The organism is Burkholderia cenocepacia (genome assembly GCF_900446215.1).
Taxonomy (GTDB): Bacteria; Pseudomonadota; Gammaproteobacteria; order Burkholderiales; family Burkholderiaceae; genus Burkholderia; species Burkholderia cenocepacia.
The window spans coordinates 431,491-451,180 of sequence record NZ_UAQZ01000013.1 but is presented as its reverse complement, the minus strand read 5'-3'; the positions used below and the strand labels follow the sequence as shown (position 1 = coordinate 451,180).

The window sequence follows — 19,690 nt, the reverse complement described above, 5'->3', positions numbered from 1 at the left end:
GGTAAGGAGGGGGCGGCACGCTGGCGCGGGATCGCCGGATGTTGGGCAAAGTCTAGTGTGTACATTTGAAAATGGCAATGGATCAAAATGACGTTCGACACGGCTGGATTGTTGTTGTGCGCGGGATTGTGTCGATTTATTAGTGTTTTCCCGAATGTGTCGATGTCGATCAACAATCCGCTTGTCCTGAATAAATTGAGTGTGTACGCTACATAAACGCCATTCAATCCGCCCGTCCTCGCACCGTGTTCGGCAACGGGCCACCCACGATCAGGAGATCCGCATGAGCAAACCCCGTATCGCAATCATCGGCGCCGGTCTCGGCGGCACGGCCGCGGCTGCGCTGCTGCAGCGCGGCGGCTACGACGTCGCGCTGTACGAGCAGGCGCCCGCGTTCTCGCGCCTCGGCGCGGGGATCCATCTCGGCCCGAACGTGATGAAGATCATGCGGCGCATCGGCTGCGAGGACGCGCTGGAGACGATGGGTTCGCATCCGGATTTCTGGTACAGCCGCGACTGGCGCACGGCCGACGTGCTGTCGCAGATTCCGCTCGGCGAATACGCGCGCAAGACTTACGGCGCGCGCTACCTGACCGTGCATCGCGGCGATTTCCATGCGCTGATGACGCAGGCGGTGACGCCCGGCACGATCCGCTTCGGCAAGAAGCTCGCGGCGGTGGAGGACACCGGCAGCGACGTGCGCCTGACGTTCGCCGACGGCAGCGTCGAGACGGCCGACATCGCGATCGGCGCGGACGGCGTGAATTCGCGGATCCGCGAGCACCTGCTCGGTGCGGAACCGCCGCGCTACACCGGTTACGTCGCGCACCGCGCGGTGTTCCCGGCCGCGCTGCTCGGCAACAAGCCGTACGACATGTGCGTGAAGTGGTGGTCGGAGGATCGCCACATGATGGTCTACTACGTGACCGAGAAGCGCGACGAGTACTACTACGTGACCGGCGTGCCGCAGGCCGAGTGGCCGGAAGGCGTGTCGATGGTCGACAGCAGCCGCGACGAGATGCGCGAGGCGTTCGCCGGTTTCCACGCCGACATCCAGCATTTGATCGACGTCTCGCCGTCGATCACCAAATGGCCGCTGCTGGAACGCGATCCGCTGCCGTTATGGAGTCGCGGCCGTCTCGTGCTGCTCGGCGACGCGTGCCATCCGATGAAGCCGCACATGGCGCAGGGCGCGGCGATGGCGATCGAGGATGCGGCGATGCTCGCGCGCTGTCTCGACGAGGTCGGCATCGGCGACCATGCGGGTGCGTTCGCGCTGTACGAGGCGAACCGCGCGGCGCGCGCGTCGAAGGTGCAGCTCGTGTCGCACAACAACACGTGGCTGCGCACCAACGAGGATCCGTCGTGGGTGTTCGGATACGACGTATTCGACGTGCCGCTCGAAGCGCCGTCGCGCAGCAACGTGGCGGCCGCGGCCTGACGCGCGGCGCCCGCGCCGGCCGGCGCCGTGCAGCCGCCTCGCCGGTGCGGGGCCGATGCGCCGCAACGCACGCATTTCGGCGTGTTATATGTCAGGCGCGCGCCGACAAGCGCCAGCCGGCGGCCGTGCCCGCCGCCGGCCGACTCGGCCCGCATTCTGCATTCCGGATCGATCAATGTCCCATCCCGCTTCTCCGCCGCGGCCGCTGGCGTTTCGCGTGAACGGCGCGCCGTACACCTTCGCCGACGCCATGCCCGACACGCCGCTGCTGCTGGTCCTGCGCAACGACTGCGCGCTCAATGGCCCGAAATACGGCTGCGGGCTCGGGCAATGCGGTGCGTGCACGGTGCTCGTCGACGGGCAGCCCACGCGTTCATGCGTCGTGCCGGCCGCCGCCGCGCACGGACGCGACGTCACGACGCTGGAAGGGCTCGGGTCGTGCGACGCGCCGCATCCGATCCAGCGCGCGTTCATCGACGAGCAGGCCGCGCAATGCGGGTATTGCCTGAACGGGATGATCATGAGCACGAAGGCGCTGCTCGATCGCAACCCCGCGCCCGACGATGCGGCGATCCGGGATGCGCTGCGCTTCAACCTGTGCCGTTGCGGCACGCATCTGGAGATCATTCGCGCGGTGCATCGCGCCGCACGCTATCTGCGAGGCGGCGATGAAGCATGACGCAGGTTTGCCCGTGGCGCCGGCGCGCGTGACGGAACCGGCGCCGCCCGATGACGCGGCCGCCGACGCATCGCGCCCGCATCGCGCGTGCTACGCGTGGCCGATCGGCGCTGCGCGCACGCATGCATCGTTCGATATCGAAACACGGACGGCGCCCGACGGCCGGATGACGACCTGGCGCTATCGCGCGCAGGCGGCCGGCGCGGGCGGGGACGATGCTCGCGGTGTGGACGAGCGTGCCGGGCGCGGTCCCGCATCGCCATTCGTCTACCGGCACGCGCAGACGTCGATCGAACTGGCCGATGAAGATGGCGCGATTCCCGGTCACGCGCACGTGTTTGCCCGCGAGTCCTTCGTCGACGAACTCGCGGGCGCGTTGCGGCGCGACCCGGTCGCGTTGCGGTTGCAGCATCTCGATGCCGAGCGCGATGCGGGGCCGCGCGAAACGATCCGGATGGTCAGCGAACGCGCCGCCTGGGGCGTGCCGGCTGCGGCCGGGGCGAACGCGGCGTCGCGTGTCAGCGGTCGCGGTTTCGCATTCGATGGCGAGCGTGTCGATGCGCACGCAACCGCATCCGGCGACGATGCCGACCATGACCGCGATTCGCGCTGGTCCGCGTGGGTCGTCGATCTCGACGTGGACTGCGCGACAGGCGATGTCTCGGTGCGGCGCGTGGTGGCCGGGCAGGGCACCGGCGAGCCGGGCGACGCGTCGCTGGCCGGCCTGCCCGCGTGGCAGATCGAGGCCGCGATTTCCCGCGTGATGGGCGCACGGTTGTCCGCGCGGCCCGCGCACGACGAGACCGGTGCCGGCGAGCGGGCCGACGCGATCGCGCACGAACTGATTGCAGTCGACGCGGCCGCGCGTCGCGCGCACGGCGACCTGTCCGAACACGATGCGCGGCGGATCGAACAGGCGGCCGCGCCGGCCGCTGCCGCGATCGCGAATGCGCTGTACGACGCGACGGGCGTGCGGTTTCGCGCACCGCCGTTCGATGCCGCGCACATTCGCGCCGCGCTCGCGCAACCGGTGCCGGTCGATGCCGGCGACGGCCGGCAAGCAGCCCCGCGCCGCGCGTCGCGCTGGCGCCGCTGGCTGGCCGGCGGCGGCGCGGGCGGGGTGGTCGGCGGGCTGATCGGGCTGGCGTGCGCGATCCTGCCGGGCCCCGCGCCGATCGCGCCCGTTGCGTCGATGGCGCCCGGCGGCGCGGACGGCGCGACGTGGAGCGCGGCGATGCTCGAACGCGGCCGCCAGGTCGCGCTCGCCGGCGATTGCGCGGTATGCCACACGGCGCCCGGCGGCGCGACCAACGCGGGCGGCCTCGCGCTCGATACGCCGTTCGGCACGATCTACACGACGAACCTCACGCCCGATCCGGACACCGGCATCGGTGCATGGTCATACCCGGCGTTCGCCCGCGCGATGCGCGAAGGCATCTCGCGCGACGGTTCGCACCTGTATCCGGCGTTTCCGTACACCGCATTCGCGAAGCTGAGCGAGCCCGATCTGCTCGCGCTCTATGCGTACCTGATGTCGCAGCCGCCGGTGAAGCACGTGCCGCCGAAGACGAAGCTGCCGTTCCCGCTCGACCAGCGGCGGCTCGTGGCCGGCTGGAACTGGCTGTATCACGACGCGCGGCCGTTTGCGCCGGACCCGGCGCGTTCGGCGATGTGGAATCGCGGCAAGTATCTGGTCGACGGCGCCGGACACTGCGGCGCCTGCCATACGCCGCGCAACGCGCTCGGCGCGGAGAAGGGCGGCCTCGCCTACCTGTCGGGCGGCGAAGCGGAAGGATGGGTCGCGCCGCCGCTCGTCGCGTCGCCGGCCGCGCCGGTGCCATGGACCGAAGGCGCGCTGTTCGACTATCTGCGCACCGGGTTCTCGGCGCAGCACGGCGTCGCGGCCGGGCCGATGGCGCCCGTCGTCGCGGGGCTCGCGGCGCTGCCCGAGTCCGACGTGCAGGCGATCGCGCACTATCTGGCGTCGCTGTCGCCGCCCGTCGATGCGGCGGTCGCCGCGGACGCGGCCGCCGGCCACGCGCGCGGCGCGGACGCCGTCGCGACGCTCGGTCTCGAGAACGGCCGCCGCGCGTTCGACGCCGCGTGCGCGGTCTGTCATGCGGAATCGGGCGGTGTCGGGCATTTCGGCGTGCGTCCGCTGATGGGGCTCAACACGAGCGTCAGCCAGGCGACGCCGGACAACCTGCTGCGCGTGCTGCACCACGGGATCGACCAGCCGGCCACCGACCGGCTCGGCTACATGCCGGGCTTCGGCGATGCCTTCGACGATCGGCAGATGGCCGAGCTTGCCGCGTACATCCGTGCGCGCTACGCGCCGGGGCAGCCGGCGTGGCGCAACCTCGCGGAAGCATCCGCTCGAATCCGTCAGGCGGGTGCACATTGACCGTCGCGCCGGCGTGAGCGGCCGCGCCGGCGGGCATGCCGGGCGAAATGACCTGACGAACGAAAACGATGGCCGGCGACGGCTGTAATTCTTGCCAGATTTGGCCATCGTTTAACCATTCGAAACAATGTGTTCACCGAAAGGGGCATGATCTCCGGCGATCGAGCAGGCATACTGTCGCCTATGTTGTTCAATGCACGCCGACCGGCGTGCGCCTGCCCTCCATGTCCATTCCAGTCTCTTTTCGAACCCTGCGATGGTTGACCATTGCGGCTGCTGCATGCTTGCTCGCCGCGTGTTCGACTGCTTCCGACGTGACCGCGACGTCGAACCCGAACGTGTTCACCGTGACGACGCGCACGATCGGCGTGTCGACGACGTGGGCCGACGCCCACGAGAAGGCCGTCAACGAAGCCACCAACTACTGCACGCAGCGCGGGATGCGCGCAAGCGTGAAGCAGGAATCGCTGACCGGCGGCCGCCGCGTCGACGCCCGCTCCGAACTCGCGTTCGAGTGCCATCCGACCTTCGAGACGGCGTCGAACCCGCGCGGTTGACCGACCGGCGGCATGACGCCGCCGCCCGCGTTTTTCTTCCCCCGCCGGCAAACCGACCCGCGATGCCGTTCCGGCCCATCGCGGGTCGACGCACGTCCGGCGTCGGCCGGGCAGGTCAGGCCGGCTGCGCCTCGTACAGCTTTACGCACGCGGAGAAGTCGAGCGTGCCGAGCCCCTGCTGGCTCATCGACTGATACAGCTGCTGCGCGAGCGCGCCCATCCAGACCGGCTGATGCGCGCTGCGCGCGGCTTCCGTCGCGAGCCCGAGATCCTTCAGCATCAGGTTCGCCGCGAAGCCGCCCGCATAGCCGCGCGCGGCCGGCGCCGTGTCGCTCACGCCCGGATACGGGTTGTACGCGTCCGAACTCCAGCAGCGGCCGGTCGACGTGTTGATGATGCCGGCCAGCACGGCCGGTTCGATGCCGAGCGCGGCGCCGAGCGCCATCGCTTCCGATACGCCCATCATCGAGATGCCGAGCAGCAGGTTGTTGCAGATCTTCGCGATCTGGCCGGTGCCGGTGCCTCCGCAGTGCACGACGTTCCGGCCCATGTCGAGCAGCACCGGGCGGATGCGCTCGAACAGCGGCGCGTCCGCGCCGACCATGAAGGTCAGCGTGCCGGCCTGCGCGCCGCCCGTGCCGCCCGACACGGGCGCATCGGCGAGCGGGAAGTCGCGCTGCGCGGCGGCGTCGGCCACCGCGCGCACGGTGCCCGGATCGATCGTGCTGCAGTCGATCAGCGTCGCGCCGGCGCGCGCGCCGGCCAGCACGCCGTCGTCGCCGAGGTAGACGGCGCGCACGTGCTGCGCGGCCGGCAGCATCGTGATGATCAACGAGCCGCGCGCGGCGGCTTCACGCGGCGACGCCGCTGCCGTCGCGCCGGCGCGCACCGCGGCGTCGACCGCGTGCGCGTCGAGGTCGAACACCGTCAGCGCGTGGCCGGCCTTGAGCAGGTTGGCGGCCATCGGGCCGCCCATGTTGCCGAGTCCGATGAATGCGATTTCCATGTGCAGGCTCCTCGTGCTCGCCATCAACGCAGCGCGATCGTCGTGTTCACGCCGCCGGCCGTCGCATCGTCGTCGAACCAGCGCGCGGTGACCGTCTTGGTCTGCGTGTAGAACTGCACGACCTGCTTGCCGTACGGGCCGAGATCGCCGAGCTTCGAGCCGCGCGAACCGGTGAAGCTGAAGTAGGGCACCGGCACCGGAATCGGGATGTTGATGCCGACCTGGCCGACGTCGATCTCGCTCTGGAACTTGCGCGCGGCCGCGCCGCTCTGCGTGAACAGGCCCACGCCGTTGCCCATCGGGTTGCGGTTGACGAGCGCGATCGCGTCGTCGAGCGTGCCGGCTTCCATCACGACCACCACCGGCCCGAAGATTTCTTCCTGGTAGATCGACATGTCGGTCGTCACGCCGGAGAAGATCGTCGGGCCGACGAAGTTGCCGTGCTCGTAGCCGGGCACCTTCACGTCGCGGCCGTCGAGCAGCAGCGTCGCGCCTTCCTTCACGCCGGCGTCGATCAGCGACAGGATGCGCGCCTTCGCCGCCTTCGACACGACCGGGCCGACGTCGGTGCCGGCTTCCGCGCCCGCATTGACCTTCAACGCCTTCGCCTTTTCGACGAGATCGGGCAGCCAGTCGCGCGCCTGGCCGACCAGCACGACGACCGACGTCGCCATGCAGCGCTGGCCGGCCGCGCCGAAGCCCGCGCCGACGAGTGCGTTGATCGACTGCTCGCGATGCGCATCGGGCAGCACGACCGCGTGGTTCTTCGCGCCCATCATCGACTGCACGCGCTTGCCGTGCTGGCTGCCGAGGTTGTACACGTGCGTGCCGACGCGCGTCGAGCCGACGAACGAGATCGCCTTGATGTCCGGGTGCGTGCACAGGCGGTCGACCACCGTCTTGCCGCCGTGCACGACGTTCAGCACGCCTGGCGGCACGCCGGCTTCGATCGCGAGTTCGACGAGCTGCATCGTCGACAGCGGGTCCTGCTCGGACGGCTTCAGCACGAACGTGTTGCCGCACACGATCGCCATCGGGAACATCCACAGCGGAATCATCCCGGGGAAATTGAACGGCGTGATGCCCGCGCAGACGCCGATGGGCTGGCGCAGCGTGTAGGTATCGACGCCGCCCGCGACGTTCTCCGCGAATTCGCCTTGCTGCAGCGTGCCGATCGAGCACGCGTGCTCGACCACCTCGAGGCCGCGGAAGATGTCGCCCTGCGCGTCGGGCAGCGTCTTGCCTTGCTCGGCCGTCAGCGTGTGCGCGATGCGTTCGAGATTGCGGCGCACGAGATCCTGGAACTTCAGCATGATGCGCAGCCGCGCGCCGATCGGCGTCGTCTTCCAGGTCTGGAACGCGCGCTGCGCGGAGGCGATCGCGGCATCGACCTCGTCGAGCGTCGCGTACGGCACGCGGCCGATGACTTCCTGCGTCGCGGGGTTGACGATGTCGCCCCATTCGGCACTGCGCGAATCGACGAACGCGCCGTCGATCAGCAGCTTGGCGGTGGGCAGGGCGAGGGTGGTCTGGGGAACTGCGGCGTTCATGGAACTCTCTCCGGGAAACGGTGGTGCGAAGCAAAAGGGTGGCCTGCGTCCGCCGCGCGTGCGGCGACGGCGGACGGCAGGTCGAACTGAAATCGAATGAAGGCGGGCGGTGCGCTACGCGCGCGCCGGTCGCATCAACGCGGTGCACATGAGGGCGAACACGCCGAAGCCGACGAGGTACGCGATCACGTAGTGCGGCTGGCCGCCGCCGGCCTTGAGCAGCGACGTCGCGATCATCGGCGCGAAGCCGCCGCCGATCACGCCGGCAAGCTGCACCGACAGCGAGATGCCGCTGTAGCGGATTTCCGCCGGGAACTGCTGCGCGAACAGCAGCGATTCCGGCGCATAGAGGATCGGGAACACGACGCCGAGGCCGAGCACGATCGCCCACCATGCGGTCGACGTCTGCTGCGTGCCGAGCATCATGAAGAACGGCGCGGCGAACGCGCACATCAGCACGAGGCCGATCGCGAACATCCGGCGCTGGCCGATGCGGTCGCTCAGATGCCCGCACAGCGGCATCGTGACGAGCGACAGCGCCGCGCCGGCCGTGATCGCGTGCAGCATCTCGGCCTTCGGCAGATGCAGTTGCTGCGTCGCGTAAGCGAGCGCGAACGTGACGACCATGTAGAACCAGGTGTTCTCGGCGGCGCGTGCGCCGACGATCGTCAGCACCTCGCGCGGATGGCGGCGCAGCGCGGCCGTCACCGGCGATTTCTCGGCCTTGCCCTGCTTGCGGACCTTCTCGAAGTCGGGCGATTCCGGCACCTTCGCGCGGATGAACCAGCCGAGGCCGACGAGCGCGATGCTCGCGAGGAACGGCACGCGCCAGCCCCACGACAGCATGTCGGCTTCCGGCAGCGCGGCCACCGCGGCCATCGCCACCGACGACAGGATCAACCCGAGCCCGACGCCCGTCTGCGGCAGGCTGCCGAACAGCCCCTTGCGGCCCTTCGGCGCGTGCTCGACGGCCATCAGCACCGCGCCGCCCCATTCGCCGCCCACCGCCATGCCCTGCAGGAAACGCATCGCGATCAAGAGCGCGGCGGCCCAGTAGCCGATGCTGTCGTACGACGGGATCAGCCCGATGATCATGCTCGGCACGCCCATCAGCAGCAGCGTGATCATCAGCATCGACTTGCGGCCGATGCGGTCGCCGAAGTGGCCGAACACGATGCCGCCCATCGGCCGCCCGATGAAGCCGACCGCGAACGTGCCGAACGCGGCGAGCGTGCCGACGACCGGGTCCAGCGATGGGAAGAAGATGCGGTTGAACACGAGCGCGGCGGCCGTGCCGTAGAGGAAGAAGTCGTACCACTCGATCGTGGTGCCGGCCATGCTGGCCCAGCCGGCCAGCAGGTAGTGCTTCGCGGTGCGCTCGGGCGCCGGCGTCGCGATGGTCGCATGCTCATCGAGGGTGGATCGCGTTTGCATGGTGTCTCCGTGGTGGTGCCGCGGTTCATGGTCCGCAGGTCACGGTCGAGTATAGTTATGCGCAGATTCATGATGTACCGATAAAGAAACCGGTTGGATGTGCATTTATGCATATCGACGGCCGGCCCGGAGACGCCCGCCTTTTTCCTTCGCCGATGCGACATGCCACCGAGCCGGTTTCCGGCAACCTGAACTGGGACGACCTGCGCTTTTTCCTCGAGGTCGCGCGCACGCAGCGCGCGAGCGGCGCCGCGAAGCGGCTCGGCGTCGACTACACGACCGTCGCGCGGCGCATCCGCGCGCTCGAGGCCGCGATGGGCACGCTGCTGTTCGACAAGTCGCGCTCCGGCGGCTTCACGCTGACGGCGGAAGGGCAGCGGCTCGTCGCGTATGCGGATGCGATGGAGACGACCGTGCAGTCCGCGTGCGACCAGGTCGCGAACACCGGCGAGGCGCTGTCGGGCCACGTGCGGATCGGGTCGACCGAAGGGTTCGGCTGCTTTTTCCTCGCGCCGCAGCTCGCGCGGTTCCGCGCCGCGCATCCGCACGTGACGGTCGACCTGCTGCCGGTGCCGCACTTCGTCAACCTGCCGAAACGCGAGGCCGATCTCGCGATCACGCTCGAGCGGCCCGAACGCGGGCCTTACGTGGTCACGAAGCTGTGCGACTACCAGTTGCGGCTCTATGCGACCCGCGACTATCTGGCGAATCATGCGCCGATCACCTGTACGGACGATCTCGCGCAGCACGCGTTCATCAGCTACGTCGACGATCTCGCGTTCAGCAACGAACTGCTGTACCTCGACCGCGCGGTGCCCGGCGCGACGGCCGGCTTGCGCACGACCAGCGTGATCGCGCAGGTTTTCGCGGCGCTGCAGGGCGGCGGCCTGGCGATCCTGCCGTGTTTCATGGCGGCCACGCAGCCGGCGCTGGTGCCGGTGCTGCCGAACGACGTGGTCGTCACGCGGTGTTTCTGGCTGACGTGCCGCGAGGATCTGCGCAAGCTGCGGCGTGTGACCGCGCTGTGGGATTACCTGCGCGCGGCGGCCGATGCGAACCGCGCGTTGCTGTCGGGAGAATCGGGGACGCTGCGATTCGTCGGCGAGCAGGAATAGCGGTCGACGGGGATGTCGCGACGGCGACGCGACGATCGATCTGGATGACAAAACGGCCGGCGGCGCCTCGACCGGCTATCGGGGGAAAGGCAGATGGCTTTGACGCATGCGGGCAAGGTTTTCGTGGTGTGCGTGGTGGTATTCGGCGTGGTCGCTTACTGGCTCGCGTCGCGCATGGTGCGCCGCCAGACGGGCGGCAAGCGCGGCTCGGGCGGCGCGGTCGCGTTCTGGTGGCTCGTGTGTTTTTGCCTGGTGTCGCTGTTGTTCCCGTTCGCGTACTGGATCGGCGACGAACTCTACGTGCTGACGGTGTCGCCGACATACGAAGCGACCGTCGTGTCCTACCGGTCCGAATGGGACACCTGCGAGCGCCGCGACAGTTCGGGGCGAACCTCGTCGTACCGGTGCATCAAGTACACGTCGATCCTGGAAGCCGTGATGCCGGATGGCGAACGCATCACGCTACCGGGCAACATTCGCTCGGGCGCCGTGCCCGATCTCGGCGAGAAGGTCGATGTCGTGTTGCCGCCGGGCGCGCAACAGCTGCACGAGCGCAGCGTGCGCAGTATCGGCCTGCTGGCGGGCGGCGCGGTGGTGGTCGCGATCATCGGCTATTTCGTCTACCTGATCGCGGCGTACGGGGCCGGGAAGAAGATCGACGGCGCGGCCCGCTTCGGCATGGCGGCAGTGCTGAACGGGCTCGTGCCGCTCGGTGCGCTGCTGATGGAAATGGCATTCCTGAGCGTGCCGTACCGCTACTGGGCGCACGGGAATCCGCAGCAATGGCCGGTGTGGGTGCTCGCGCTGAGCATGCTGTTCGCGCTGGCGCTGCTGCCCTTGCTGCTCGTCTATGCGCGCACCGCGTGGCGGGCGGTGGTGAAGTAGCGGAGGCGCGGCACGCCTGTGCCGTCATGTCCGCACCGACAGCCGCGAGGAGACGGTCGTGGAAATTCGTTCGCGGTGGACGTTCGAGTGCCGGCCCGAACACGTGTGGCCGCATTTCCTGCATGCGCGGATGGACGACACGCGGCCGCTGCTGTTTCGCCTCGATGCGCCGTTCCGCCGGCGCCGCCTCGCGGCCCGCCGTGCGCTGCGACGCGCACCGACCCCGGCCTTCAACCCGGGCAACCGAGCCGATCCGCGAGCTCGTTCAGATCCCTGACGTCGAAATCCCACGCATCGTCGGCTCGCAGGTCGGTCGTCTGGCCGGGCCCGTGCTCGGTCGGCCGCAGCACGAACGCGGTCGACAGCCCGAGCCCGCGCGCGGCCGCAAGATCGCCGTTGTGCGCGGCCACCAGGCACAGCTCGGCCGGTGCGAGGCCGAGAATCTCGACCGCTTCGGTATAGACCGCCGGCGACGGCTTGTACGCGCGGGCAACCTCGGCGCCGAGAATCGCGTCCCACGGCAGCCCGCCGTGTTTCGCGACGTCGACCATCAGCCGGATGTTGCCGTTCGACAGCGGCGCGATGATGTAGCGCTGCTTCAGCCGGTGCAGCCCGGCAACGGCATCGGGCCACGGATCGAGCCGGTGCCAGGCGAGATTGAGCGCGTCGATGTCGGCATCGGGCACGTCGTCGATCCCGAGGCGGTCGAGCGTGCGCACGAGGTTCTCGCGATGCAGCACGTCGAGCCGCACGTAGCGGCGGCGCCCGCTGCGGATTTCTTCCATCGACGGCGAATACTCGGCGCGCCACGCATCCGCGAACGCGAACGGGTCGAGCGTCGGCGCGTGGCGGTCCAGGAAGGCGGCGGCACCGCGTGCGACACCGCTTCTCCAGTCGACGATCGTTCCGAAGACATCGAAAACGAGCGCCTTGATTTCGGCAGGGTTCGTCATGGTGATCCAGTGAAGGTCGTTCGATGAGGGTTCACATCGCCGTGCCGCCGGATGGCGCGGCGCGGGTTCGATCGACATTGAATCACGGATACGACAACGCGGCCCGGAAGGCCGCGGTGCGGGGCTCGCGCGCCGGTCGCACGGGGCCGGCGAGCGGGGCGATGGCGCGCGGCGGCCGGACGGCACCGGCCGCCGTGCGCGCCGGGCCGGTCAGCTCTTGTCGTACGAGAACTGGATGCCGGCCGTGCCGCCGGTTTCGATGAACAGGTTCATGAACGCGGGCACGGTGGCGCTGCGCGCCCAGTCGCGCTGCAATTCGCAGAACAGCTGCGCGACGCTGATCATCTGGCCGCCGGCCTGCTCGATGCGGCGCAGCGCGGCTTCGTGCGCGGCGACCGACGTGCCGCCGACCGCGTCGACGACCACGTACACCTCGTAGCCGGCCTTCAGCGCGTCGAGCGCCGGGAACGTCAGGCACGCTTCGGTCCACAGCGCGGTCATGATCAGCTTCTTGCGGCCGGTCGCCTCGACGGCCTGACGGAACTCGACGTCCTCCCACGAGTTGATGCTCGTGCGGTCGTAGGTCGGATAGCCTTCGAGCGCCGCGCGCAGTTGCGGGATCGGCGGCTTGTTCAGCCCGGTCTTCACGTTGACGGTCGAGTGGACGATCGGGAGGTCGTACGCAACCGCCGCCTTCGATGCGCCGACGATGTTGTTGATCAGCAGTTGGCGATCCATCGACGCGATCGAGTTCACCTGGACCGGCTGGTAATCGATGACGATGAACGCGGCGTTCTGCGGGGTGAGCAGGTGGTCGTTCGCGGGGTCGCGAATCGGTTCGCTTGCCATGGTTGCCTCCAGAGACAGAGCAGGAAGTGAGGGGAAATCCCGAGGGTCCGGGCCGGCGGCCGCGGTGTCGGGACACTCGCCGCGGCTGCACGCTCGCGCCGTCGCAAACGTCCGACGCCGGTTGCACGGCAGGCGTTTGCTCCAAGCTTAGTGAATCGTGCGGACGAGCGAGGCAGTCGGCTGAAAAAAATCCCGCTTGCCTCGACGACACCGATCCACGTCGAAACACGATGCTAAGCGTGCAACAACGGGTGTTCCAGTCCCTTAAAATGCCGTCAGTGTTCTATGGGTGGAACAATCATGGATGACCTGAACGACCTCTACTATTTCGTGAAGGTGGTCGAACACGGGGGCTTCACGCAGGCCGGGCGCGCGCTGGACGTGCCGAAATCGACGCTGAGCCGGCGCATCGCGGCGCTGGAAGCGCAGTACGACGTGCGGCTGCTGCAGCGCACGACGCGCCATTTCACGGTCACGGAAACCGGGCGCGAATTCTACGAGCGCTGTCTCGCCGTGCTGGTCGAAGCCGACGCCGCGCGCGAGGTGATCGAGCGCCGGCACGCGGAGCCGCGCGGCATCGTGCGCGTGAGCTGCCCGACCGCCTTGCTCGAATACCGCGTCAGCGCACTCGTTGCCCGTTTCATGGCGATTCATCCGCAGGTGCACGTGCACCTCGAGGCGACGAATCGCCGCGTCGACCTGTTGAGCGAAGGCTTCGACCTGGCGCTGCGCGTGCGCTTCCCGCCGCTGGAGGACAGCGATCTCGTGATGCGTGTGCTGGCCGACAGCCCGCAGCGGCTGGTGGCGGCGCCGCACTGGCTGGACGGGCGCGCCGCACCGTCGGACCCGGCCGGGCTGATCGGCGCGCCGAGCCTCGACTGGGGGCCGGCGCGGCATCACGTCTGGCAACTGGTCGGGCCGAACGGCGAGCACGCGCAGTTGCGCCATCACCCGCGCTTCGTGACCGACGACATGCACGCGTTGCGCGATGCGGCGATTCATGGCGTCGGCATCGTGCAACTGCCGTGCATGGTCGTCGAGGACGACCTGCGCGATGGCACGCTGATCGACGTGCTGCCCGGCTGGGCGCCGAAGGGCGGCGTGGTGCACGCGGTGTTTCCGTCGCGGCGCGGGTTGCTGCCGCGCGTGCGGCTGCTGATCGACTTCCTGGCCGAGCACATCCGGAAGGATTGACGGACGGCGCGCGGCGCGGCGCCGCCCGCGCTCCCGTGCGTTCAGGTGGTCAGTGCCACTTGCGGATCTGCACCTGGACCTTCCCGTCGCGGATCGGCATCACGTCCGGGCTGTCGTCGCCGACCTCGCTGTCGATCAGGTCGTTCAGGCGGCCGTTCATCGCGAGCAGCAGCTCGCCGTGCCGCTTGCGGTCGATCGCGAGATTGCGCATCTCGCCCGGGTCGCGCGCGACGTCGAACAGCTCGACGTCGTTGCGCGCGAACAGCGCGTCGAGCGTCGTGGGCCGGTTGAATTCGAGCGGCGAGAAATAGCGCGTGAAGCGGTAGCGGCCGTCGAACACGCTGCGGATCGTGCCGCGCAACCGGAAATCCGGCTGCTGCGCGAGCGCGCGGCGCAGCAGTTCGTCCTCCGGCACGCCTTTCTGCCGCAGCGTGCCGAGTTCCTTCAGCATCCATTCGCTGTCGTAGTACAGCAGCATCGCGTAGTTGAACAGCGTCGCGTCGCGCGCCGCGTGCCGTTGCGCGTCCGCCGGTTTCGCGAGCCAGCGCGTGAGGTCGTGCCCCTTCAGCGCGCTGCCGCGGATCGTCGCGCGCCGCGCATCGTCGAGGCCGGTGAGTCCGAGCAGCGTCGGCGCGATGTCGATGTGCGACGTCAGCGCATCGCACTGCATGCCGCCCGGATACGCGGGATGGCGGATCACGAGCGGCACGTGATTCTGCGGCTGGTAGGCCGCCGCGCCCTTGCCGACGAGCTGGTGCGCGCCGACGTGGTCGCCGTGGTCGGCCGTCATCACGACGATCGTGCGTTCGTCGAGGCCGAGCGATTGCAGCGTCTGCAGCAGGCGTACGACGTGCGTGTCGCAATCGCGGATGCAGTTGAAGTAGTTGTCCTGATAGAGGCGTACGCGTTCGTCGGTGAACGGGTAGCGTCCGACGAGGTTCGCATGCGCGGCGTTGAACATGCCGTGCGCGGGCGGCCGCCCGGGCTCGTCGTACGGCTGCCGCCGGGACGCGGCGAGCGGCACGTCGCGCCATGACGTGCGATACAGCGCATCGTTCGGCGGCGGCGCGTTGCCGAGCATCGGGTGGTTGGCGTCCTGCACCGTCGAGCCGTGCGTGTCGGTGTTCACGAACATCGCGTCGTGCGGGTTCACGAGATTCACCGCGAGGAACCACGGCTTGCCGTCCTGCGCGAGGCGCGGCGCATGGTTGCGCATCCAGCTCACCGCGGCCTCCGCCGTGAGCCCGTCGTACTGGTAGCCGCCGCGAACCATGCCGATCAGGTCACCCACGCCGAAATAGTCGTCGAAGCCGTACGCGCGGATCGTGCGGTTGTAGTCGGCCACGGGCGCCGTGTACGGGCTCGCGGTTTCGTGCATCGACGCGCTCAGGTGCCACTTGCCGAGATACGCGGCGTAGTAGCCGGCGTCGCGCAGCATGTGGCCGACCGTGCGAATGTCCGGCGACATGTCCTTTTGCCAGGGCAGGCCCGCGTTGTCGAGCACGCCGGTGTGCTGGATGTGCTGGCCCGTGTAGACCGTCGAACGCGACGGCGAGCACACGCATGCGGCGATCTGGTGGTGCATGAAGGTGATGCCGTCGCGGCGCAGCGCTTCGCGGCCGGGCACGGGGAACGGCCAGCGGTCGAAATGGCGTTCCTGGTCGGTCAGGATGAACAGGATGTTGTAGCCGGCGGGCGGCGTGGCAGGCGCGGTGGTGGCGCCGCGCAAGGCCGGCGCCGGATCGACGGCGGCGACCGTTCCGGTGCCGGCAGCCGGGTTCGCGGCCAGCGCATCGGCGCCGAAGCCGGCCGACGCGACGGCCGCACCGGCCAGCTTGAGGAACTGGCGTCGCGCGGTGGGTTCGGTGGCGGGGGTGTCCTGATCGTCTTTCACGTCGGCTGTCTCCTGTCATGCCGGCTCGTGCCGGGGGTTTTCATGCCGACGACTATGCGGCAGGATCGCGTATCGATCGATGAAAGATCAGGGTCGATCGATAACCTGCCGAACATGAATGACGGAGACGCCCGTGACCCTCGACCCCCACGGCCCGGCCGGCCGCACGCGACCGGACCTGCTCGCGCCGCCCGGCACGCCGGCCCACGAGCGGCGCATCGCGCAGGCGCTGCGCCGGCTGCGCGTGCGCGACATGGAAACGCTTGACACGCTCGGCCGCACGCGCAGCTTCGCGCGCACGTCCGAGGCTGCGTCGATCACGCAGCCGGCGCTGTCGAAGTGGCTGCGCGAGCTCGAAGAGTCGCTCGGGCTGCCGCTGTTCGAGCGTACGTCGCGGCGGGTCGCGCCGACGGCGTACGGCGATGCGCTGCTCGAATGCATCGGCCGCGTGCTGACCGACATGCGCGGCGGCGCGCCCGCGTTCGACGCGTTGCGCACCGGCGCAGGCCGCCCGGTGTCGATCGGCCTGCTGCCGAACATGGCGCCGCAACTGATTCCGGGCGCGCTCGCGTGGCTGCGGGAAGCCGGCCGCCCCGTGCAGCTCAACGTGCGGGAAGACACGCTCGACCGGATGCTCGCGCAGGCGCAGCGCCACGAGCTCGACCTGCTCGTGTGCCGGCTCGACGCGTCGGCGTTGAGCGCGGGGCTCGCCGTCGCGCCGCTGTACCGCGACGACATGATCGTCGTGTGCGGGCCGCGCCATCCGTTGCTCGGGCGCGCACGGATCGGCTGGCGCGACGCGGCCGCGTTTCCGTGGATCGCGCCGCCGTCGGGTTCGCCCGCGCGCACGGCGCTCGACGCCGAGTTCGCTAAGGCGGGCCTGGCGCCGCCGGCCGTGCTGATGGAGTCGGTGTCGTGGCAGACCAATCGCGCGGTCGCCGGCCAGTCGCCGTGCCTGTTCGTGCAATCGGCCCGCGCGTTCGACCTCGCCGCGCGGGCCGGCGAGCGCGTCGGCCGGCTGCCGCTGAAGCTGTCGACGATGCCGGAGACGGTCGGCGCGCTGTATGCGGCGCCCGCGAGCGCATCGGTCGCCGCCGCGATCGACGCGCTGAAGGCGGTGACGGGCGCGCATTCCGGCGCGGACGACCGGCCGGCAGCGGGGCAGGGTGCGGACACATTCTGACGGATCGTTGTCGGAGAAGGCGCGCGCGGCCTTCGTGCGCTGCAGCAACCGGTCGCCGCCGGTGCGAGCCGCGCGGCAACCGAGCGTATCCCCTGATGCAAGCAGGCACGCCGGCTGTCACGGATTGGTGTTAAATACATTTCGGCGCGCCCTGGCTCGGCGCGCAAACGGGGCGCACCGGGCATCGGCGTAAACCCGGGGCGGGACAGGGCACGAAAAGGCACGAAATATCGATAACGAATCGGGCGCATCAGACCCGGTCGGACAGACGGCAGGATTCATCTTGAATACCGAACCGCAAAGTTCTCGCTACAGCATCGGGCTCGCCGCGGAAGTGCTCGCATCCGAGCAGAGCGTACTGAGACTGATCACGCGCAACACGCCGCTGCCGGAACTGTTGGTCGAAGTTTGCCGGCGTGCCGAGACTTTGCTCGGCGACGGCGCGTCGTGCACGATCCTGCTGCTCGATACGGACGGCGTGCACGTGCGCGTCGGCGCGGCGCCGTCACTGCCCGCGCAGTACAGCGCGGCGATCGACGGCGCGACGATCGGGCCCGCGGCCGGCTCGTGCGGCACCGCGATGTACGAGCGCCGGATGGTCGCCGTCGAGGACATCGAAACCGATCCGCTGTGGGCCGACTACCGCGCCATCGCGTTGCCGCTGGGCCTGCGCGCGTGCTGGTCGGTGCCGTTCCTCGACGATGCCGGCATCGTGCTTGGCGCATTCGCCGTCTATCACCACTGGCCGTGCCGGCCGAGCGACGAGGAAACCGCGCTGTTGCGCGATATCGGCAACAGCGTCGGACTCGCGGTGCACCAGGACCGGATCGCGCGACAGCTCGCGCACAGCGAGGAGCATCACCGGCTCGTCGTCAACAGCCTGAGCGAGGGCATCCTCGTCATATCGCGCGAGGGCGTCGTGATCGCGAGCAATCCGAGCGCGAACCGGATGATGCGCGTGAAGGGCGAACTCGTCGGCCGCCGGCTGTCGACGGTGATCCTGCGCAAGCTGCGCGAGGACGGCACGCCGATCGAGCCGCGCGACTGGCCGAGCCGGCGTGCGCTCGAGACGGCCACGCCGATGCTCGACTACACGGTCGGCTTCGGTCTCGCGGACGGCGACATCATCTGGGTGCGCGGCAACGCGGTGCCGATCGTGCGGCCGGGCGAGACGCGGGCCGACTCGGTGCTCGTGTCGTTCAACGACATCGGCCCCGTGCGCGAAGCACAGCAGCAGCTGCGCTACATGGCGACCCGCGATGCGCTGACGGGCCTGTACAACCGCCGCTGGCTCGGCGATCGCATGCGCGAGCTGTTCGGCGTGCACGATGCGGCGACCGGGCCCGCGCGCGTCGCGATCCTGTTCATCGATCTGGTCGGCTTCAAGAAGGTCAACGACACGGCCGGCCACGACGCGGGCGATGCGCTGCTGCGCAGCGTCGCGGCGCGGCTCTCGGCCTGCGCGGGCCGCTACGCGCTCACGCGGGTCGGCGGCGACGAGTTCGTGATCCTCGTCGACGACTGCGACGATCCCGAGCGTCTCGCGGTGCTCGCCCGCGAGGTCATCGACGCGATCGCGAAGCCGTTCGCGATCGCGAACAACGAATACTGGCTCGGCGTATCGATCGGCATCAGCGTCGCGCCGCGCGACGGCGACGATGCCGTGACGCTGATGCGCAACGCCGATTCGGCGATGTACGACGCGAAGCAGCGCGGCCGCAACCACTTCACGTTCTTCACCGCGCAGCTCAACCTGCGGCTGCAGCGCCGCTTCGCGATCGAGCAGTCGCTGCGGCGCGCACTCGCGTCGGACATGCTGCGGCTCGCGTATCAGCCCGTCGTCGATGCGCGCAGCGGCCGCACGGTCGGCGCCGAGGCGCTGCTGCGCTGGACGAGCCCCGAGCTCGGGCCGATGTCGCCGGCCGAGTTCATTCCGGTCGCGGAAGACACGGGGCTGATCGTCGGGATCGGCCAGTGGGTGCTCGAAACCGCGTGCCGGCAGGCGGCCGAGTGGCGCCGCACGATCGCGCCGGACCTGATGCTGGCCGTCAACCTGTCGCCGCGGCAGTTTCACGAAGGGCTCGTCGAATCGGTCGGCCGCTGTCTCGCGCAAACGCGGCTCGACCCGTCCGCGCTCGAACTGGAAATCACCGAAGGCGTGCTGATGAACGACACGGACACCGTGCTGCCGATGCTCGAAGCGCTCACGGACATGAACGTGCGGATTTCGGTCGACGATTTCGGCACCGGCTATTCGTCGCTCGCGTACCTGAAGCGCTTTCCGCTGCACAACCTGAAGGTCGACCGCTCGTTCGTGTCGGGCGTGCCCGATCATCACGACTCGGTCGCGATCACGCAGGCGGTCGTCGCGATGGCGCATTCGCTCGGGATGAAGGTCACGGCCGAAGGCGTCGAGACGCAGGCGCAGTCGTGGTTCCTGCAGCAGATCGGCTGCGACATGCAGCAGGGCTATCTGTTCAGCCGCCCGCTGGAGGCGAGCGACTACGCGCGCCGGCTCGGCGCGGCCTGAGCGCGGCGCGCGCGCC

Annotated in this window: 15 protein-coding genes; 9 read left to right on the top strand and 6 right to left on the bottom strand. The window is 69.3% G+C overall.

What is annotated here, in order from left to right; genetic code table 11:
* Window positions 1-283 precede the first annotated feature (283 nt).
* From DTA15_RS24545 to DTA15_RS24530, 4 genes are all read left to right on the top strand, one after another.
* A complete protein-coding gene (locus tag DTA15_RS24545) occupies window positions 284-1,441 on the top strand; it encodes an FAD-dependent monooxygenase (protein WP_006483550.1) in 1,158 nt (385 codons plus the stop codon).
* A gap of 175 nt (window positions 1,442-1,616) precedes the next feature.
* Entirely contained in the window at window positions 1,617-2,120 is a 504-nt protein-coding gene (locus DTA15_RS24540; RefSeq protein WP_012493247.1) for a (2Fe-2S)-binding protein, read from the top strand.
* Window positions 2,110-4,524: a cytochrome c gene (locus tag DTA15_RS24535; RefSeq protein WP_012493248.1), complete on the top strand. Its 2,415-nt coding sequence runs from the start codon at window positions 2,110-2,112 to the stop codon at window positions 4,522-4,524. Before DTA15_RS24540 ends, DTA15_RS24535 begins: the two co-directional genes overlap by 11 nt.
* Before the next feature lie 224 nt (window positions 4,525-4,748).
* Window positions 4,749-5,081 (top strand): hypothetical protein, encoded by a 333-nt coding sequence (locus DTA15_RS24530; RefSeq protein ID WP_034178297.1) that lies wholly within the window; start codon window positions 4,749-4,751, stop codon window positions 5,079-5,081.
* Window positions 5,082-5,196: 115 nt separating this feature from the next.
* On the opposite strand, the gene mmsB is transcribed toward DTA15_RS24530, so the two are convergent.
* From mmsB to DTA15_RS24515, 3 genes are all read right to left on the bottom strand, one after another.
* Window positions 5,197-6,087, bottom strand: coding sequence for a 3-hydroxyisobutyrate dehydrogenase (gene mmsB / locus DTA15_RS24525; RefSeq protein WP_012493250.1), 891 nt, complete (start codon window positions 6,085-6,087; stop codon window positions 5,197-5,199).
* Between the two features lie 23 nt (window positions 6,088-6,110).
* Complete coding sequence (locus DTA15_RS24520; RefSeq protein ID WP_006485290.1) at window positions 6,111-7,637, bottom strand: CoA-acylating methylmalonate-semialdehyde dehydrogenase; 1,527 nt, start codon at window positions 7,635-7,637, stop codon at window positions 6,111-6,113.
* 114 nt (window positions 7,638-7,751) lie between these two features.
* The gene (locus DTA15_RS24515; RefSeq protein WP_006485292.1) at window positions 7,752-9,071 is read right to left on the bottom strand and encodes an MFS transporter; all 1,320 of its coding nucleotides are present in this window, start codon (window positions 9,069-9,071) and stop codon (window positions 7,752-7,754) included.
* 155 nt (window positions 9,072-9,226) lie between these two features.
* On the opposite strand from DTA15_RS24515, the gene DTA15_RS24510 reads away from it, so the two are divergent.
* The gene (locus tag DTA15_RS24510) at window positions 9,227-10,186 is read left to right on the top strand and encodes a LysR family transcriptional regulator (protein WP_012493251.1); all 960 of its coding nucleotides are present in this window, start codon (window positions 9,227-9,229) and stop codon (window positions 10,184-10,186) included.
* A gap of 93 nt (window positions 10,187-10,279) precedes the next feature.
* Complete coding sequence (locus tag DTA15_RS24505; RefSeq protein ID WP_012493252.1) at window positions 10,280-11,071, top strand: hypothetical protein; 792 nt, start codon at window positions 10,280-10,282, stop codon at window positions 11,069-11,071.
* 230 nt (window positions 11,072-11,301) lie between these two features.
* Here the strand turns inward: DTA15_RS24505 and DTA15_RS24495 are convergent, their stop codons facing one another.
* Window positions 11,302-12,024, bottom strand: a complete 723-nt coding sequence (locus DTA15_RS24495; protein WP_006492048.1) for a haloacid dehalogenase type II — start codon at window positions 12,022-12,024, stop codon at window positions 11,302-11,304.
* Between the two features lie 210 nt (window positions 12,025-12,234).
* Complete coding sequence (locus DTA15_RS24490; RefSeq protein WP_006483761.1) at window positions 12,235-12,873, bottom strand: hydrolase; 639 nt, start codon at window positions 12,871-12,873, stop codon at window positions 12,235-12,237.
* Window positions 12,874-13,173: 300 nt separating this feature from the next.
* On the opposite strand from DTA15_RS24490, the gene DTA15_RS24485 reads away from it, so the two are divergent.
* The gene (locus tag DTA15_RS24485; protein ID WP_006483763.1) at window positions 13,174-14,067 is read left to right on the top strand and encodes a LysR substrate-binding domain-containing protein; all 894 of its coding nucleotides are present in this window, start codon (window positions 13,174-13,176) and stop codon (window positions 14,065-14,067) included.
* 49 nt (window positions 14,068-14,116) lie between these two features.
* On the opposite strand, the gene DTA15_RS24480 is transcribed toward DTA15_RS24485, so the two are convergent.
* Window positions 14,117-15,961, bottom strand: coding sequence for a sulfatase family protein (locus tag DTA15_RS24480; protein ID WP_006483760.1), 1,845 nt, complete (start codon window positions 15,959-15,961; stop codon window positions 14,117-14,119).
* Window positions 15,962-16,094: 133 nt separating this feature from the next.
* Between DTA15_RS24480 and DTA15_RS24475 the strand changes: the two genes are divergently transcribed.
* Together DTA15_RS24475 and DTA15_RS24470 are read left to right on the top strand one after the other, a co-directional pair.
* Window positions 16,095-17,144: a LysR substrate-binding domain-containing protein gene (locus tag DTA15_RS24475; protein ID WP_006491921.1), complete on the top strand. Its 1,050-nt coding sequence runs from the start codon at window positions 16,095-16,097 to the stop codon at window positions 17,142-17,144.
* 283 nt (window positions 17,145-17,427) lie between these two features.
* Window positions 17,428-19,674 carry a putative bifunctional diguanylate cyclase/phosphodiesterase gene (locus tag DTA15_RS24470; protein WP_006487684.1) on the top strand — a complete coding sequence of 749 codons (2,247 nt, stop codon included), beginning with the start codon at window positions 17,428-17,430 and terminating at the stop codon, window positions 19,672-19,674.
* Window positions 19,675-19,690: the final 16 nt, after the last annotated feature.

Excerpts from the sequence above, each read along its gene's own strand:
- DTA15_RS24545 (WP_006483550.1), top strand. The coding sequence starts at position 284 with ATGAGCAAACCCCGTATCGCAATCATCGGCGCCGGTCTCGGCGGCACG.
- DTA15_RS24540 (WP_012493247.1), top strand. The coding sequence starts at position 1,617 with ATGTCCCATCCCGCTTCTCCGCCGCGGCCGCTGGCGTTTCGCGTGAAC.
- DTA15_RS24535 (WP_012493248.1), top strand. The coding sequence starts at position 2,110 with ATGAAGCATGACGCAGGTTTGCCCGTGGCGCCGGCGCGCGTGACGGAA.
- DTA15_RS24530 (WP_034178297.1), top strand. The coding sequence starts at position 4,749 with ATGTCCATTCCAGTCTCTTTTCGAACCCTGCGATGGTTGACCATTGCG.
- mmsB (WP_012493250.1), bottom strand. The coding sequence starts at position 6,087 with ATGGAAATCGCATTCATCGGACTCGGCAACATGGGCGGCCCGATGGCC.
- DTA15_RS24520 (WP_006485290.1), bottom strand. The coding sequence starts at position 7,637 with ATGAACGCCGCAGTTCCCCAGACCACCCTCGCCCTGCCCACCGCCAAG.
- DTA15_RS24515 (WP_006485292.1), bottom strand. The coding sequence starts at position 9,071 with ATGCAAACGCGATCCACCCTCGATGAGCATGCGACCATCGCGACGCCG.
- DTA15_RS24510 (WP_012493251.1), top strand. The coding sequence starts at position 9,227 with ATGCGACATGCCACCGAGCCGGTTTCCGGCAACCTGAACTGGGACGAC.
- DTA15_RS24505 (WP_012493252.1), top strand. The coding sequence starts at position 10,280 with ATGGCTTTGACGCATGCGGGCAAGGTTTTCGTGGTGTGCGTGGTGGTA.
- DTA15_RS24495 (WP_006492048.1), bottom strand. The coding sequence starts at position 12,024 with ATGACGAACCCTGCCGAAATCAAGGCGCTCGTTTTCGATGTCTTCGGA.
- DTA15_RS24490 (WP_006483761.1), bottom strand. The coding sequence starts at position 12,873 with ATGGCAAGCGAACCGATTCGCGACCCCGCGAACGACCACCTGCTCACC.
- DTA15_RS24485 (WP_006483763.1), top strand. The coding sequence starts at position 13,174 with ATGGATGACCTGAACGACCTCTACTATTTCGTGAAGGTGGTCGAACAC.